This window comes from Paenibacillus sp. 7516 (assembly GCF_002272715.1).
GTDB lineage: Bacteria > Bacillota > Bacilli > Paenibacillales > Paenibacillaceae > Paenibacillus > Paenibacillus illinoisensis_A.
Window position 1 is genome coordinate 108,463 of sequence record NZ_NPBI01000002.1, and the last position, 17,254, is coordinate 125,716.

Genomic DNA, 17,254 nt, shown 5'->3' on the forward strand with positions numbered 1-17,254 from the left:
GGAGCTAAGGGTTGTTTTCAGGATTGAGCACATAATCAAGGAGGTTTTTCAGTTGGCTAAATTTGAATACAAATTCCCTGAACTAGGCGAAGGCCTTCACGAAGGCGAAATCATCAAGATGCACATCAAAGTCGGGGACAAAGTAACTGACGACGATATCATCATGGAAGTACAAAACGACAAAGCGGTAGTAGAAGTACCTTGTCCGGTTAACGGAACTGTTACTGAAGTATTCGCAAAAGACGGTCAAATCTGTCACGTTGGTGAAGTTGTTGCTGTTATCGATGCAGAAGGCGAACTGCCTGAGCAAGACGACGCTCCTGCTGGCGACCAAGGTGCACAAGAGAAAGACGCAGCTCAAGGCGGAGCTGACACTAGCGGTTCTTCGGCAGCAGCTTCCAGCTCGGATGCAGCTCAAGAAGGCGGCAACAACAGCGTTCCTGCGGTACCTGCCAAAGACGTTCTGGCAACTCCAAGCGTACGCAAATTTGCTCGTGAGCAAGGTGTAGACATCGCTCAGGTTAACGGCACTGGCAACAACGGTAAAGTAACCAAAGAAGATGTTGAATCCTTCAAAAATGGTGGCGGCCAATCCGCAGCAGCTTCCGCAGCTCCTGCTCAAGAAGAGAAAAAATCCGCAGCACCAGCAGCGGCAGCAGCTGACCAACGCCTTGAAGAAGAGCGCGTACCATTCAAAGGTATCCGTAAAGCAATCTCCAATGCTATGGTTAAATCGGCTTACACTGCACCTCACGTTACAATCATGGACGAAGTGGACGTAACTGAGTTGGTTGCTTTCCGTACTCGCATGAAACCAATCGCAGAGAAAAAAGGAACGAAAGTTACTTATCTGCCGTTCATCGTTAAAGCATTGGTAGCAGCTTCCCGTCAATTCCCTGCTCTGAATGCAATGATTGATGAAGAAGCTAACGAAATTGTTTACAAAAAATACTACAACATCGGTATCGCAACAGATACAGACAACGGCTTGATCGTTCCTGTTATCAAAGATGCTGATCGCAAATCCATCTGGATGATCGCTGATTCCATTCGTGATCTGGCAGCTCGTGGCCGTGATGGCAAATTGAGTGCTAACGAAATGAAAGGAAGCACAATCTCCATCAGTAACATCGGTTCTGCTGGCGGTATGTTCTTCACTCCGATCATCAACTTCCCTGAAGTTGCAATCCTCGGAACTGGACGTATCAGCGAAAAAGCCGTTATCAAAGACGGCGAAGTTGTTGCAGCTCCTGTAATGGCTCTTTCGTTGAGCTTTGACCACCGTATCATCGATGGCGCAACAGCACAAAACTTTATGAACTACATTAAACAGCTGCTCGCTAACCCTGAGCTGCTTGTTATGGAGGTGTAAGATATGGTAGTAGGCGACGCTTCTCTCAATATCGACACATTAGTAATTGGTGCGGGTCCTGGCGGCTATGTAGCTGCCATCCGCGCTGCTCAACTGGGCCAAAGCGTATTGATTGTAGACAAATCCGAGCTTGGTGGCGTTTGTTTGAACCGTGGATGTATCCCATCCAAAGCCCTGATCTCTGCTGCACACCAATACGAAAATGCACTTCACGGTGAAGCATTCGGTATCTCTGCTGAAAACGTAAAAGTGGACTTCGGCAAAACTCAAGAATTCAAAAACGGCGTTGTTAAGAAAATGACTGGCGGTGTAGCTGGTTTGCTTAAAGGCAACAAAGTTGAAGTTTTCAACGGTGAGTGCATGTTCATCAACGAAAACGAAGCGCGTGTATTCAACGATCACGAATCTCCGCGTTACAAATTCAAAAATGCAATTATTGCAACAGGTTCCCGTCCAATCGAACTGAAACCTTTCCCGTTTGGCGGACGCATTCTGTCTTCTACAGAAGCATTGAACCTGCCTGAAGTACCAAAAAGCCTGATCGTTATCGGTGGCGGTTATATCGGTGCTGAGCTTGGTCAAATGTACTCCAAATTCGGTGCTAAAGTAACGATCATCGAAGGTTTGGATACTGTACTTCCAGGATTCGATAAGGACATGACTAGCCTTGTGGCTAAAAACATGAAGAAAACAGGCATCGAAATCGTAACGGGTGCAAAAGCTGAAAGTGCTGAGCAAACGGACAAAGATGTAACTGTTAAATATTCCGTAAATGGTGAGTCTAAAGAAGTAACTGCAGATTACCTGCTCGTTACTGTTGGACGTCGTCCAAACACGGATGGTGAGCTTGGTTTGGACCTGATCGGTGTTGACGTTGACGAGCGTGGATTCGTTAAAGTTGACCACCAAGGCCGCACTAGCATTCCTCACATCTTCGCAATCGGTGATATCGTATCCGGTTTGGCACTTGCCCACAAAGCTTCTTATGAAGGTAAGGTGGCTGCTGAAGCGATCGCAGGACAACCGTCTGTCGTTGACTACAAATGTATGCCAGCAGTTGTGTTCACAGATCCTGAATGCTCCAGCGTAGGTTACACAGAAAAAGAAGCTAAAGAAAAAGGCTATAAAGTTAAAGCAGGTAAGTTCCCTTATGCGGGTAACGGTCGTGCTGTATCTTTGAACCATGCTGAAGGCTTCGTGAAAATCGTAGCTGACGAAGAAAGCGGCCTTGTACTGGGTTGCCAAATCGTTGGTCTGGAAGCTTCCAACCTGATTGCTGAGCTTGGTCTTGCAATCGAAATGGGTGCTACTCTGGAAGATCTGGCTCTGACTATTCACGCTCACCCAACTTTGGGCGAAATCGTGATGGAAGCTGCGGAACTGGTTATGGGTCACCCGATCCACATCATTTCCCGCTAATATCGTCTAAGCTTCGGACTCGTCCGGCATCATACGTAAATCAAGAGGTGAATAGCGCTAATGCGTTATTCGCCTCTTTTTTTGTGAGTGTAGAAGGCTTCCGTAGAGTTATATCATGTACATTGTGTTGTAAACATGGGCAAAATTGAATGTGTTTTCAACTCTTTTTCCATCGTGCACAGTGTGATAAACTGTAAAGATGATCAGACATGATGGTACTCAGATCAATCTGGAACTGAGTAGCAACATATATAGAGATGCGAGGGGAAATCAACTTGAAAAACTATCTCGATTTATTACAAGATATATTGGATAACGGTGTTCATAAAGGAGATCGTACCGGAACGGGTACACAATCCGTGTTTGGCAGACAACTTCGTTATAACCTGTCCGAAGGCTTTCCGCTTGTAACCACGAAGCGAATCCACCTTAAATCCGTCATTCATGAACTATTATGGTTCTTGAGTGGGGATACGAATATTGCCTATCTGAAAGAAAACGGAGTGAAGATCTGGGACGATTGGGCAGACGAGAATGGCGATCTAGGCCCGGTTTACGGTTCACAATGGAGAACATGGGAAGCACCAAACGGGGAGAAAATTGATCAGATTTCAGCAGTGATCGATTCAATTAAAAACAACCCGGATTCACGCAGGCATCTGGTAAGTGCATGGAACGTGGCAGAGATTAACAACATGAAGCTTCCGCCTTGTCATTTTGCGTTTCAATTTTATGTGGCGGAGGGTAAACTATCCTGTATGCTTACGATGCGCTCCGTGGATACGTTCCTGGGGTTGCCATTTAATATTGCCAGCTACGCGTTGCTGACACATATGATTGCCCAGCAGTGTGACCTTGAAGTGGGAGATTTCATCTGGTCGGGTGGCGATGTGCACATCTATTCCAACCATGTGGAGCAAGTAAAAACACAGCTCGAGCGGGAGCCTTTCGCGCTGCCTAAGTTGATCATTAAACGTAAGCCGGATTCGATTTTCGATTATAAGTTTGAGGATTTTGAGTTTGAGAACTATCAGCATCATCCGGGGATCAAAGCTCCAATTGCGGTATAAGCAGACTCGAAGAAGGAGTGTAGCATTTTGAGTATTGAACTTGTGTGGGCTATGGGTGAAAATGGTGTTATTGGCTTGAACAACTCGATTCCATGGCGATTGCCCAAAGATATGGCTTTTTTTAAGCGTCGTACGTTAAATAAAACGATTATTATGGGTCGCAATACGTGGGAATCCTTTGGTGGTAAGCCGCTCCCGCAGCGTCGGAATATTGTGGTTACCAGAGATCTGAACTACAAGGTGGAACAGGCAGAAGTGGTGCATTCCATTGAAGAAGGTTTGGAGGCTACCAAAGGCGAGGAACTATGTGTGATCGGTGGCTCACAGGTATACCGTGAGTTTCTCCCGCTGGCGGACCGGTTGGTGGTTACGAGGATCCACGAGGAATTTGAGGGAGATACCTTTTTCCCGGATGTGGATTGGTCCGAATGGGAGCTGAAGGAGCAGATTGAGGGCGAGCAGGATGAGAAAAATGTGTACGCCTATACCTTTGAGTTTTATGAACGCAAACGCTGAAGTTAACCTGTAAGATGATCATTCATTAGAAATTTAATGTGTGAAATGAAACATAGAAAAGGCGCTGATTGACGAAATATTCGTGAACTGCGTCTTTTTTTTATTATTTTTAAAAATGTAGGATGCCCTCTGCCATTTTTTGTGGTTTACACGAATATAACATTTGTAACCATGAGAAATAGGGGCAAGAAAATAAGCTTTTCAACATAACTAGTAAAAAAGTATAAAAGTTGCGGGGATTTAACGTTGTAAAGCTCTAAATTCGACTTAATATTCGGAAATGGGTGGTGTATAGGGCTGACTCGCATGATTTTAATGGCAAATTAGCTCACATTTACATGACGTTCTTTTTGTTTTTCGACATAATAAGCGTTAGATTAGACTTTTGATCATCATTTTCAGCTCCAAAATAAGGGTATTGACCACAGCTAAACCTGACGATATGATGTATAAAATACAAATAATTATGCGGATAATCCATTTAATATTCAGTTGTCGAAATGCTACTATAATTGAAATATCTTTGAGAAGTTTTTGTGATACAATAGACAAAAAACTCAGCATGAGTAATCCATTTCATATAGAACCATGCCAATGAAAGGATTAAGACGAGAACGGATGGGGGAAAACGTAAGATGTCTACACCTACTGGATTTATGGAATACAAACGGCAGCTGCCTGCGGACAGGGAGCCGGCTGAGCGGATTAAGGATTGGGAAGAGTTTCATAAACATATGGCTGAAGAAGAGCTCAGAACACAAGGTGCACGATGCATGGATTGTGGTACCCCGTATTGCCATACAGGTATAGATATGATTGGCGGAACGTCGGGCTGTCCTGTGCATAACCTGATTCCGGAATGGAATAATCTTGTATATCGTGGATTGTGGAGAGAAGCACTTGATCGTCTGCACAAAACAAATAATTTTCCTGAGTTTACAGGTCGTGTCTGTCCGGCTCCATGTGAAGGATCTTGTACCGTTGGCCTGATCGGCCAGCCGGTTACCATTAAAACAATTGAAGAAGCTATTATTGAAAAAGGATTTGAAGAAGGCTGGGTGGTTCCCCAACCTCCGGAGAAACGCACAGGTAAACGCGTAGCGGTGGTTGGTTCTGGCCCTGCAGGTCTTGCAACGGCAGCTCAGTTGAACAAAGCAGGTCATACGGTAACCGTATATGAGCGTTCGGACCGTGTCGGTGGTTTGCTGATGTATGGTATTCCTACAATGAAACTGGACAAAAAAGTGGTGCAACGTCGTGTGGATCTGCTTGAAGCGGAAGGCGTTCAGTTCGTGACAAACACCGAGATTGGCAAGGATATTCCTGCTCAGCAATTGGTGGACGAGTATGATGCAGTCGTGCTGTGTGGTGGTGCTACGAAGCCGCGGGAGTTCAATATTGAAGGAAGCGACTTGAAAGGCGTACATTACGCGATGGACTTCCTGAATGGCAGTATCAAAAGTTACCTGGATTCCAACCTGGAAGACGGCAACTACATTTCTGCAAAAGATAAAGACGTTATCGTTATTGGTGGCGGAGATACCGGTTCGGACTGTGTGGCTACTTCGCTCCGTCACGGTTGTCGTACCGTAACCCAATTTGGTACACATACCCAAGCACCAATGGAACGTGATCGCATTAACAACCCTTGGCCACAATTCCCTAACGTTTACACATTGGACTATGCTCAAGAGGAAGCCAAAGCGTTGTTCGGGCAAGATCCGCGTGAATTCTCCATCATGACAACCAAATTTGTTGGAGATGAAGAGGGCAACCTCAAAGAGCTGCACACGATTCAAATCGAGCGTATTGTCGATGAAACAGGTCGTAAGATCTACCAGCCAATCCCTGGAACAGAGCGCGTTTTCCCTGCACAAATGGCAATGATCGCGATCGGGTTTGATGGTCCGGAGCAAACGCTTGTTGAACAGTTGGGACTTGCAACAGATCGTCGTACCAATGTTAAAGCTCGCTACGGCAAATACAATACCAATGTGGATAAAGTATTTGCTGCAGGTGACATGCGTCGGGGACAAAGTCTGGTTGTGTGGGCAATCAATGAAGGACGCGAAGCCGCTCGTGAAGTAGACAAATACCTGATGGGTGCCACCGTTCTTGCTTAACTTGTAATAAGCAATAATTTCATACATTATATCGGAACAAAAGATGTGATACAAAAAACAACTCTCGCTTATAGTGGGAGTTGTTTTTTTTGTTTCATAACTCTATTGCGCAGCAAATAATTTGAGCTAGTGTGCGGTATAGCATTGCTTTTTAAGTCGTAAAGATTTATTATTAGATTATAATAATTATAAATAAGACAACAAATGACATCGTTAAATAGAGAATTTAAATCCGGAGGTGCGACCAGCTATGGCAAGAAACCGGGAGAAGTGCATTTCAGAACAAATATTTGACATTAAAAAGCAATTGGTAGACAAAGGATATAAATTGACACAACAACGTGAAGTGACGGTACGTGTGCTGCTTGAACATGAAAAGGATCATTTCAGTGCCGAGGAAGTGTTTCTGCTGGTGAAGGAGCAGTTTCCTGAGATCGGTCTGGCAACCGTATATCGGACACTTGAGCTGCTAAGTGACCTTCAGGTTGTAGAGAAAATTAATTTTGGAGATGGTGCTGCACGCTTCGATCTGCGGAGTACAGATGGCTCCCATCATCACCATCATTTGATCTGCACAGAGTGCGGAACCGTGGAAGAAATTATGGAAGATGGCTTGCTTCGTCTGGAGCAGCAGATTGAACGTCAATACGGATTTGCCGTGACGGATCATCGTCTTGACTTTCAGGGTGTATGCAGGGAATGCCGGGAGAAGCAGGCCGTAAATGAACAAGCTGCAGGCTAATTGTTCCACGGAGGATGCTCCCGGAATCAAAATCTGATATAATAGGATTCAGAAGCAAGGGGCTTCCGTGGGCGGAAGGCCCCTTTTTGCCGTCATGTGGACGGTGAAGGAGGAGAGATGGACGGATGAAGACATTGGTTATAGCGGAAAAGCCTGATATGGGTCGAACCATTGCCGCCGTCATAGAACCAAGAGCCAAGAACAATCGCAGTTATCTTGAAGGTGAGCATTACATTATCACTTGGGCGATTGGTCATCTGCTCGGGCTTGCTGAACCGGATGCGTATGATACGAAATACAAACGATGGAATATTGCGGATCTGCCCATTATTCCGGATCAGTTCAAAATCGTGCCGAATCCTAGAACCAAAGATCAGCTGAAGATGATTGGAGATCTTGCCAAACGAGCATCATCAATCGTAAATGCATGTGATGCCGGGCGCGAAGGCCAGTATATTTTTGCATTGATTCAACAGCAGTTGAAGCTGCGTCAGCCGGTTAAACGATTATGGATTTCGGACCTGACTGCAGAAAGCATTAAGCGTGGCTTTGATGGGCTTAAGGATGCATCAGAGTTCGAAAATCTGACTCATGCTGCTCGCGCCCGAAGTGAGGCCGATTGGCTGATTGGCATGAATGCATCACGTGCCTTTACGACTAGGCATAACGCGCTCTTATCTGTGGGACGTGTACAGACACCCGTTCTTGCGTTGATCTATGATCGGGAAATGGAGATTGAGGCATTTCAATCACAGACATTTTATGAAGTCGCCGCCTGGTTCCGTCAGGAGGGTGTAGAGTACAGAGGGTTACGCCAGGGAGACAAGCTCACGGACGCGGAGGCTGCTGAAGCGATAGCGAGCAGTGTGAAGGGCAAGACCGGACATATTACCAAGTATGAGGCGAAGCAAACGAAGGAGTATCCGTTTAGACTATATGATCTGACTCTGCTGCAGCGTGAAGCCAATGCCAAGTATGGGTACGGAGCGAAGAAGACACTGGACATTGCACAGGCCTTGTACGAGAAACACAAGGTTATTTCGTATCCGCGGACGAATTCCAACTATGTTACGGAACAGAATATTGAGGGTATGCACAAAACATTAAACCTGCTAAAGAACGGGCCCTATAGTGAACTGGCCATTGGTGCAAAACCTGAATTGGTTCATAAGAATAACAAGGGAGTCTGCAATCCATCCAAGGTTGAGGATCACCATGCCATTTTGCCTACGTTAAAAAGGCCGGGTACCTTATCAAAGGATGAGCAGAACATCTACGACCTGATCCTCAGACGGTTTTTGTCTCATTTCTATCCGCCTGCAGAGTATAAACAGCATACCGTACTTACTGAAGTAGAGCAGCATCAGTTCAAAACTTCTGTGAAGGAACTGCTGTCACTCGGATGGAAATTTGTTCTGCCTTCTACAGATCAAGAGCAGAATGGCTCGGGAAAGAAAAAAACGAAGAAGAACAATAATGAGGAAGAAGAATCCGAAGAATGGACGGATAAGTCGTTCTCTGTGCAGCCAGAACTTCCAGTGCAGTGCAGCAAGAGCGAGTTCAAGGAGAAAGCAACCCAACCTCCCAAAAGTTATACGGAGGGAACTTTGCTGAAAGCGATGGAAAGTGCGGGGAAGCAGATCGAAAACGAGGAACTGCGAGATGCCATGAAGGACAGCGGTCTGGGCACGCCAGCAACACGAGCTGCAACCATCGAGCGGCTCAAAAATGTTGGTTATATCACGATGCAGGGGAAAAAGATGCAGTTGACGCTAAAAGGCCGAACAGCGATCGAATTGATTCGGCGAGCCGGAGTTGATTTGTTAACCTCTCCGGAGATGACTGGACAATGGGAGAGAAGATTGTATCAGATTTCAAAAGGGGAAGCCGGTCAGGATAAGTTTATGGAGAACGTTAAAAAGTTTACGATGTCCATCATTGATAAGGTGCGTGTCCAAGCTCCTGCACCTGCAGATGCATTTGGTGAAGATTCACGTGGGGGACGTGGCAAAGGCAAGGGAGCAAAATCCTCAAAATCAGGTACAAGAACATCAGCGAAAACAGCAGCTTCAGCCCCAAAAACATCAAAGCAGCCTTCAGGGTCTGTCTCCAGATCGAGTAACACAGCAGTCTCAGTGGCCAAGACTGCATCTGCGAGCTCGGCAAATGCCGGTGTTCGTGAGCCCTTGGCTTCTTGTCCCTCGCCGGGATGTACAGGTCAGATTATAGAGGGAAAAAAAGGGTATGGGTGTACGCGATTTAAGGAAGGTTGTGGGTTTGTCATCTGGAAAGAGTACGTTGGCAAAAAAATAACCAGTACGATGTTAAAGTCTTTGATCGAGAAGGGAAGCACTCAGGTGCTGTCTTTCAAACGTAAGGACGGAAGTACGGTTAAGGCCCGGATCATCCTGCAGGATCAATCTTCGGGCAAGCTGTCAGCCGAGAGGCAGGACTAATAAGGTAGTTCATAAAAAATAAAGCAATCACAGATGTGATGTAAACAAAAAGGACCCTTAACCCAGGGTCCTTTTTTGCTGCTGCTGCTGAATATTCTCATGAATGACTTGAGGCACCTCTTCGAGAGCCGTGATGGTGTACATCGAAGTCTCCGGATTGGGCTGCAGTTCAACAATGTTATACTGCCATTCATTTGGTTGTTTGATATAAATGCTATGGATTCCAGCCGTGACTGCCGGCAAAATATCCGTGCGTAATGAGTTTCCGATCATCCATGTTGTCTTGCGGTCGAAAGGGCCGGAAGATAAAATGCCTTCGAGGGCTTCGACGTTTTTATGCTGCCTTATATAGATACGGTCATCGAAATAAGCGGATAACTTCATCTGATCAATCTTCCGTTGTTGAATCACCGTTTCGCCTCCGGTATACAGATAGAGGGCATGACCGGCTGATTGCAGACTTTCCAGTGTCTCAACCATGTGAGGGTATGGTTCAACCTCCCGATCATATACACTCATACCAAGCTTAGTGAGGAACGTTTCTTCTTCAGTGGAAGTGGCTCTTGCATATTTCTGAGAGAAATAGCGATACGTATCAATAAGAGACTGTGGAAAATGGTGACTTGCAAATCCGACCTGGTTAACACCAGTCACGTCAATCTCCAGTTGTTTGTCACGAATGTCCTGAACGGTTAATGCATGATTGTCAAACCACTCCTGCATGTTCTCGAAGAACTCACCGAGGACTAAGTTGAAATATTTGTTGCAATAGACGAGTGTATCGTCCAGATCGAAAATGATATGCTGTTTAATCGTGTTCATTTCAAATCACTCCTTGCAGCCGGCAACTCCAGTTACATCCTCATTTAAATGCGAATATAGGATTCCAGGAACATGTTCAATTCAGACACGCCATCCGGCCGGATACTGTATTTCTCTTTGCGGTTACTGCCGAGCAGATGGGTTCGCAGCAAACCTGCGACACGTAGCGCCATAACCTGATCTTTAACCATGTCTTCGTCTTTGTTCAATTCTTCACACATCTCCGCAAGCGACTTCGGCTCATCGGATACATAACGAAGCAGGCGAAGCCGTTCGGGATCAGCCAAAGCATGAGTAAAACGAAGCAAACAGGTTGGCGGCTGATCTTCATTCTCTTCAGGAGTATCAACCGGGTATTGCATAATCATCATGCCTTCGTAGAAGCAGTAAATATTAATTGGACGGTTATGTACTGTGGGGAATAGAATCACTTCATCTAATCCGGGCATTGGTTCCACAATAACACCTGCTGTAGCATATTCGATAAGCAGTTCAGGTCCCATTTTCTCCAAAAGAATTCGCTTCTCATGAGCGTCCTCTTCCAGCCAGGTACGATAATCGTCACTTATATTTTGGCAGTAATGCTGGTCCCAAAGACGTAAAAGGGGCACGTAACTGTCCCGAATACGACTTGTTTCTTCTATTGTAATACTCGGCAGAAGAGGAGATACACGTGCAAACAATTCCTCTGCAGGCAGACTCGCAAGCATATGAAGAAAATCCTGATTCTCTGAAGAGCAGGTCCGGTAGGCAGCCCATGCGAACAAAACATCAAAATCATCAAAAGGCCAAGTCGACGCAGGTGCGAGAGCAGCACGTACGTTGGAACTTAGTTTGCCTTCCACTTCAAGAATCCATTCGGGTCCAACATCCAGATGTTGAATCCATTTTTTCGTGACATATACAAGAAAACTGTTCAGCATTTCATATATCGGTGAAACATCAATCTTGACATGATAAGTCATAACGATGCAGAATCCTCCCGTCACATCTAAATGTACGCAGCGACTTATGTACTATTATGGCTTGTTTTGCAGGGCGTTGTCCACTATAATGTTCAAGTCCGGGGCAAATGCACCGGTAAGCAGCGCTTTATCATATGAATATGAATAACATGCGAAAAGTCGTCAGCGATGGCGATTTTTCTTTTGGTTGTCCGCAGGAGGAATGAAATTCGTGTCATCTATTAATGTCGCAAAATCATCACATTCAACATCCAACTATCTCATCCTGATCATCGTTATAGTTGTAGCAGGGATTAGTCAAGGATTATTGCTTCCTGTACTATCCATTTTTCTGGAGCAAAAAGGGGTATCCCCAGGGTTAAATGGCCTCAATGCAGCAGCGCTGTATGTAGGTTCCTTTGCCATGACTCTGGTCGCTGAACGGCTGCTCGGAGCGGTTGGTTTTAAAAAGCTGATTGTCGGCGGCCTGCTATTTGTTATGTTTCCCCTGATTCTTTTTCCGTATTTACCGGATATTAAAATATGGTTTATTCTTCGTCTCGTCGTTGGTATAGGCGATAGTGCATTACATTATGCTGCTCAGCTCTGGGTGCTTCTCGTGACGGCACCCGAAAAGAGAGGTCGTTACATATCCCTATATGGCATGTCCTACGGACTTGGCTTCAGTATCGGGCCTTTGGGCATTAAGCTGCTCGGATTCGGCGAGGCAGTGCCGTTCTGGGTTCTTTTCGTTTGCATGGGGGCTGTGCTCCTGCTTGTATTAATGAAGCTTCCTGATACCAAACCGGAAAAAGCAGAGCATGGTCAGCTCCCGGAACGCCGATTCCGTCGCAGCTGGGCATGGGCATGGTATGCATTAATACCAGCGCTTTTGTATGGCTATATGGAAGCCGGGATGAACAGCAACTTTCCGGTATATGGATTGCGGATCGGTTTAGACGCCAATCAGATCTCATCTTTACTGCCGTTTGTGGGAATTGGAGGATTGTTTCTGCAATTACCACTGGGTATCCTCAGTGACCGCTTTGGACGCAAAAAAGTGTTAATGTCTGCTGGTATTGCAGGCGGGGTCATGTTTATGCTGGTACCTGTGGCCGGAACTCACTTCTGGTGGACGCTGGTGTTGTTGACTGTAGCAGGCGGGCTGGTGGGGTCGTTTTTTTCGCTTGGACTTGCCTATGCAGCAGATATTTTACCAAAGGCACTTCTTCCAGCAGCGAACGTCGTGGCCTCGTTCCATTTTACGATAGGCAGTATTCTGGGGCCGAATTTGGGTGGTCAGATGATCAATTGGATCTCACCCGGAAGCATGTTTATCCTGCTTGGTTGTTTTTATTTGCTTTTTGGTGCCGCAGGTGTCCTGTTCCAACATAAACCAAGTTCTCATTCTGTGTTAAAATAGAAGCTGGTGTTCGCATGGAAATTGATGTCCATTTCCGAGTACACTATATAGTAGGGAAAAACATGGACAAGAGGAGACATCGCGATGATCAGAGTTGAGAATTTGAGTAAATCCGTTGGAGCGGACCGTGTTCCGGTTCTGCGGGATATACGATTTGATATGCAACAAGGTGAAATGATCGCAGTAGTCGGTTCAAGCGGCAGTGGAAAAAGCATGCTGCTTAAGTGCCTGGCCATGATGGAGAAATGGGATGGCGGCCGATTTACGGTTGACGGTGTCGAAATTTTGAAAGAAGGCTGGTCCGGCAAACGGAAAATTAAGCGTGAATGGGCATACTTGGAACAGAATCCTCAGCTCTATCCTAGAAAGTCCGCACTCAAAAACGTATTGATTGGTCGGTCTGGTCAGACGCCTTGGTGGAGAATGGTGACTGGAATGGTCCGTTCCGATGATTATATGGGTGCCATGGATTATCTTGAAGGACTCGGACTTTTGGATAAGGCTCATCAAACCGCAGAAAAGCTAAGCGGTGGTGAGAAGCAGCGTGTAGCGATTGCCCGAGCACTCGCCCATGGGGCCAAAGTCATTCTCGCGGATGAACCAGTAATTGGGCTTGACCCGCATACTGCCGATACCGTTCTCGAGACGCTGCGGAAACTGTGCGAAGAAGAACGGGCAACGGTTATTGCCGTTTTACCAATTGAGATGGCGGAGAAACATGCAACTCGCATTTGGGGTCTTGCAGAAGGCAAGATTGCCTTTGATATACGTGGACGTAGACTGACACAGAAGGAAAAAAACATGATTTAAACTATTGAAATGAGTGATGAAATTGCTTAACTCAAGATGGGGGCGCCTGTTAGCGTGTGGAGCAGTGACGGTGGTGCTCGGCTCCGTTCTTAGCGGATGTACGGTCATAAGCGACCCCAAGGGCTTGATGAAGAAACCCATGCTGTCCACGGACAAAGAAAAATTGTTTTACGTTGTTCAGAAGGAGCAGCCTCCAGAGAGCAATCTGATTCGTCCCAAAGACATGAACAATACCAGCATGATCCGTGTTGAAGATCTCGACGGGGATGGAACCCGCGAAGCTATCGTATTTTACGAAACACCCAATGAGAATGTGCGTATCCATGGCATGCTCCTGGAGGAACAGGGAGATACGTGGGTTAAGAAACTGACGTTTGACGTTCCGGGAAGTGAATTGCAATCCTTTAAAGTGTTGGATATCACGAACGATGGAAACCCGGATATCATACTCGGTGTGAGTCTGCAGGATCAAAAAGCACTGACGGCCTATTCATATAATGGCGGTGCACTTGAGCAGGTATTGGGTGGAGTCCCTTATAACCAATTTATTATTGATGATCAGCAAGGTAACACACTGGACCTGAATGGGGATGGACAAAGCGATTTTGCCATTGTAGCCCTAAATAACACTGGGTTTGCAAGTGTAGCGTTGTATCAGTATGACGAAGGCAGCTTTAAGGAAGTAGATCGGCTGCAGACCGATTATACGGTTAAAGAGATCTACAATGCGCTTGGAGGAGAAATCGCCAAGGATAAAATGGGTATTGTGCTGGACGCAGAGCTGGATGACCGCAGTTCTTTCTCACAACTGATCTATGTGAAGGATAACAAACTGGTGAATGCCTTCAAATCACCTGATCAAACCTATAGAGATGACAAAATTTTAAGCGGTGATTTCAACAATGATGGTATTATTGAGTTTGGGCTAAAGGAAACGCCAAAAGGCTGGGAACATTACGTGTTTGACTCCCGCATGTGGTTTTATACCTTTTATCAATGGGATGGCAAGGATGGAAAAGAATTTGTTTCGTTCCAGTATCGTGATGATGCCAATCTGTTTCATTTAAATCTAAAGCCGGAGTGGTACGGGAAGATTACCATTGACACCAAATCGGAAAAAGAAAAATATATTCGATTTAAAATGATTGATACGGATGAAACCGTGGGTGAAATTAAATATTTTACGCTTTCTCAGTGGGAACAGGAGAAAGGAAAGAGATGGAAGGAAATTACCCGAACAAACGACCGGGTGATTGCTTCACGTAATGCGCAGGATAGTAATGATGGATTACTTGATAATATGTCTCAGCTGAACAGAAAGGGAGAACTAAATGAGTAAAGTACTTATTCTTGAGGATGAAGAATCCATCCGTAGTTTTATCGTTATCAATTTGAAGAGAAACGGGTTCGAAGTGCTTGAAGCAGGAGATGGGCATGAAGCACTTCGCATCTTGCAAACTGTACCAGATATTGACCTGGCTCTTCTTGATGTCATGGTACCTGGCATTGACGGTTTTGAAGTGTGTCGTCGCATCCGTGAAACCAATGAACGTTTGGGCATCATTTTCTTGACGGCCAAGGTTCAGGAACAGGACAAGGTATATGCTCTTTCTGTTGGAGCAGACGATCATGTAAGCAAACCATTCAGCCCAACCGAACTGATCGCACGAATCCAATCCTTGCTGCGCAGAGTAAATGTGCATCGGGAGACTGCAGCTAAGGTCACATTCCAATCAGGGCCGTTTTCTCTTGATTTGATCTCAAAGCAATTTAAAAAACAAAATGAGTTGATTGAATTGACTCCAACGGAATTTTCACTTATACAATTCTTCCTGGAAAAAGAGAACACACCACTTAGCCGTGATTTGCTCCTGGATCATGTATGGGGCAAGGAATATATGGGGGATCCCAAAATTGTGGATGTGAACATTCGCCGCCTACGCCAGAAAATCGAGAATAATCCTTCCGAACCTGAATACCTGCAGACTGTATGGGGTCACGGTTATAAATGGAAGGGCCGGGAGCAATGATTAAAAAAGGCATCACCAGGCAAATCGTACTACATTATTTTTTCGTAGTTCTGCTTGCTCTGTTATTGGTGGAATTTATTTTTATGCTTGCGGTGCAGCGGTATTATTACGAGAGTATCTACAATACCATCAGCTCTCATATTTCCATGTCAAAAGACTTTTTGGAGCCCATCGCCCGCGAGGATAATGCGGATAATGGAAATCTGTCGAAGTTACTTTCGAACCTGGAACTATCCAGCACAGAGCTCGAAATTCTTGATCTCAACGGACGAGTTCTTGCCAGCTCTGCGGCCTTCGAGTCTGACCGTGCCGTAATGCAGACAAGTGATATCATGCAGGCCATTAATGGCAATACGGGACGGTGGGTAGGCAGACAACCGGGCACCGGTGAGCAAGTCATGGCCGTTTCGCACAAACTTGATCTGGGTGGGGAGAATACGTACATTGTAAGATATCTGACCTCTCTCGAAAATGTAAACTCGAAGCTGCTTGTCATGGGATTGCTTGCCGTTGCCGTCGGGATCGCTGTTCTGGCTATTGTTCTCATTATCAGCATTGGTATGGCGAATTCCATCGTCCGTCCCATTAACAATATTACCGCGGTATCTGCCCAGATGGCGAGAGGACGTCTGGATGTCAGAGTCAAAGGGAACTATAAGCACGAACTTGGCGAGCTGGCATCCACACTGAATTTTATGGCTCATGAGATTGTTCGCAGTAACCAGATCAAGGATGATTTTATATCATCCATTTCTCATGAGCTCAGAACACCACTGACCAGTATTAAAGGCTGGAGTGAAACGCTGGATTCAGGCGGATATGATCCGGATGAGACACGTATTGGCATGAGCATTATCTCGAAAGAAACAGAACGCTTGATCGGGCTTGTCGAAGAGATGCTGGATTTCTCCAAACTGCAGCAAAATCAGATGAAGCTGGTCAAAGGTACGGTCAGCATTCGCGAGATTGTGCAGGAAACGATGTTAAACGTTTGGGCCAAAGCGGAACAAAAGCAAATACATTTGAAGCTGGACACAGATGAGACCCGTGCTTTTAACGTGCATGGTGATGGAAATCGCCTGAAACAGGTATTCCTGAACATCGTGGATAATGCAATCAAATTCTCACACGAAAATTCGTGGATTTATCTGTCGGTAAAAGAAGAGGACGGGAAGATCATAGCGGCTGTGCAGGACACCGGGATCGGGATTAGCGAGGAGCATCTCATCAAAGTACGTGATCGATTCTTCCAGGTTAATCACCAGAATGGTGGAACAGGATTGGGGCTTGCCATCACGCAAGAACTCGTGGAGCTGCACGAAGGAACGATTACGATACAAAGTGAACTCGGATCGGGGACAACCGTCACGATCGAACTGCCTGCTTTGCCGGAAGAAGAGATCGTAACTGAGCATCAGGTTAATGAACTCACTTCAGAAACGCAACAAGAGAGCGGGGCACAACATATTAATCCGGATTCGGGTACAGGCAAAAGCGAATAAACACCTGATTACAATTGACAGATTC

The 17,254-nt window shown here is 45.7% G+C and carries 14 protein-coding genes; 12 read left to right on the forward strand and 2 right to left on the reverse strand.

The window, feature by feature from the left end; all coding sequences use genetic code 11:
- Positions 1 to 52: 52 nt before the first annotated feature.
- The 7 genes from CHI14_RS00600 to CHI14_RS00630 all read left to right on the forward strand — a co-directional run bounded on the left by CHI14_RS00600 (position 53) and on the right by CHI14_RS00630 (position 9,698).
- Complete coding sequence (locus CHI14_RS00600; protein WP_095286479.1) at positions 53 to 1,372, forward strand: dihydrolipoamide acetyltransferase family protein; 1,320 nt, start codon at positions 53 to 55, stop codon at positions 1,370 to 1,372.
- 3 nt (positions 1,373 to 1,375) lie between these two features.
- Entirely contained in the window at positions 1,376 to 2,791 is a 1,416-nt protein-coding gene (gene lpdA / locus CHI14_RS00605) for a dihydrolipoyl dehydrogenase (RefSeq protein ID WP_095286480.1), read from the forward strand.
- 275 nt (positions 2,792 to 3,066) lie between these two features.
- A complete protein-coding gene (gene thyA / locus CHI14_RS00610; protein WP_095286481.1) occupies positions 3,067 to 3,861 on the forward strand; it encodes a thymidylate synthase in 795 nt (264 codons plus the stop codon).
- A gap of 27 nt (positions 3,862 to 3,888) precedes the next feature.
- Positions 3,889 to 4,377, forward strand: coding sequence for a dihydrofolate reductase (locus CHI14_RS00615; protein WP_095286482.1), 489 nt, complete (start codon positions 3,889 to 3,891; stop codon positions 4,375 to 4,377).
- 635 nt (positions 4,378 to 5,012) lie between these two features.
- A complete protein-coding gene (locus CHI14_RS00620; protein WP_095286483.1) occupies positions 5,013 to 6,500 on the forward strand; it encodes a glutamate synthase subunit beta in 1,488 nt (495 codons plus the stop codon).
- Positions 6,501 to 6,750: 250 nt separating this feature from the next.
- Entirely contained in the window at positions 6,751 to 7,242 is a 492-nt protein-coding gene (gene fur, locus CHI14_RS00625) for a ferric iron uptake transcriptional regulator (RefSeq protein ID WP_283163780.1), read from the forward strand.
- 125 nt (positions 7,243 to 7,367) lie between these two features.
- A complete protein-coding gene (locus tag CHI14_RS00630) occupies positions 7,368 to 9,698 on the forward strand; it encodes a type IA DNA topoisomerase (RefSeq protein ID WP_095286484.1) in 2,331 nt (776 codons plus the stop codon).
- A 57-nt stretch (positions 9,699 to 9,755) separates the two neighbouring features.
- Here the strand turns inward: CHI14_RS00630 and CHI14_RS00635 are convergent, their stop codons facing one another.
- Entirely contained in the window at positions 9,756 to 10,520 is a 765-nt protein-coding gene (locus CHI14_RS00635; protein ID WP_095286485.1) for an HAD family hydrolase, read from the reverse strand.
- Between the two features lie 44 nt (positions 10,521 to 10,564).
- Positions 10,565 to 11,485, reverse strand: coding sequence for an ArsR/SmtB family transcription factor (locus CHI14_RS00640; RefSeq protein ID WP_095286486.1), 921 nt, complete (start codon positions 11,483 to 11,485; stop codon positions 10,565 to 10,567).
- Positions 11,486 to 11,687: 202 nt separating this feature from the next.
- Between CHI14_RS00640 and CHI14_RS00645 the strand changes: the two genes are divergently transcribed.
- The 5 genes from CHI14_RS00645 to CHI14_RS00665 all read left to right on the forward strand — a co-directional run bounded on the left by CHI14_RS00645 (position 11,688) and on the right by CHI14_RS00665 (position 17,229).
- Positions 11,688 to 12,887 carry an MFS transporter gene (locus CHI14_RS00645; RefSeq protein WP_095286487.1) on the forward strand — a complete coding sequence of 400 codons (1,200 nt, stop codon included), beginning with the start codon at positions 11,688 to 11,690 and terminating at the stop codon, positions 12,885 to 12,887.
- A gap of 84 nt (positions 12,888 to 12,971) precedes the next feature.
- The gene (locus tag CHI14_RS00650) at positions 12,972 to 13,697 is read left to right on the forward strand and encodes a phosphonate ABC transporter ATP-binding protein (protein ID WP_095286488.1); all 726 of its coding nucleotides are present in this window, start codon (positions 12,972 to 12,974) and stop codon (positions 13,695 to 13,697) included.
- Between the two features lie 22 nt (positions 13,698 to 13,719).
- Positions 13,720 to 15,036 (forward strand): hypothetical protein, encoded by a 1,317-nt coding sequence (locus CHI14_RS00655; RefSeq protein ID WP_212676965.1) that lies wholly within the window; start codon positions 13,720 to 13,722, stop codon positions 15,034 to 15,036.
- On the forward strand, positions 15,029 to 15,727 hold the full coding sequence (locus CHI14_RS00660) for a response regulator transcription factor (protein WP_095286490.1): 699 nt from the start codon (positions 15,029 to 15,031) through the stop codon (positions 15,725 to 15,727). The genes CHI14_RS00655 and CHI14_RS00660 overlap by 8 nt, the downstream gene beginning before the upstream one ends.
- Complete coding sequence (locus CHI14_RS00665) at positions 15,724 to 17,229, forward strand: sensor histidine kinase (protein ID WP_249280944.1); 1,506 nt, start codon at positions 15,724 to 15,726, stop codon at positions 17,227 to 17,229. The genes CHI14_RS00660 and CHI14_RS00665 overlap by 4 nt, the downstream gene beginning before the upstream one ends.
- Positions 17,230 to 17,254: the final 25 nt, after the last annotated feature.

Coding starts and splice junctions, on each gene's coding strand:
- lpdA (WP_095286480.1), top strand. CDS start 1,376: ATGGTAGTAGGCGACGCTTCTCTCAATATCGACACATTAGTAATTGGT.
- CHI14_RS00620 (WP_095286483.1), top strand. CDS start 5,013: ATGTCTACACCTACTGGATTTATGGAATACAAACGGCAGCTGCCTGCG.
- fur (WP_283163780.1), top strand. CDS start 6,751: ATGGCAAGAAACCGGGAGAAGTGCATTTCAGAACAAATATTTGACATT.
- CHI14_RS00630 (WP_095286484.1), top strand. CDS start 7,368: ATGAAGACATTGGTTATAGCGGAAAAGCCTGATATGGGTCGAACCATT.
- CHI14_RS00635 (WP_095286485.1), bottom strand. CDS start 10,520: ATGAACACGATTAAACAGCATATCATTTTCGATCTGGACGATACACTC.
- CHI14_RS00640 (WP_095286486.1), bottom strand. CDS start 11,485: ATGACTTATCATGTCAAGATTGATGTTTCACCGATATATGAAATGCTG.
- CHI14_RS00645 (WP_095286487.1), top strand. CDS start 11,688: ATGAAATTCGTGTCATCTATTAATGTCGCAAAATCATCACATTCAACA.
- CHI14_RS00650 (WP_095286488.1), top strand. CDS start 12,972: ATGATCAGAGTTGAGAATTTGAGTAAATCCGTTGGAGCGGACCGTGTT.
- CHI14_RS00660 (WP_095286490.1), top strand. CDS start 15,029: ATGAGTAAAGTACTTATTCTTGAGGATGAAGAATCCATCCGTAGTTTT.
- CHI14_RS00665 (WP_249280944.1), top strand. CDS start 15,724: ATGATTAAAAAAGGCATCACCAGGCAAATCGTACTACATTATTTTTTC.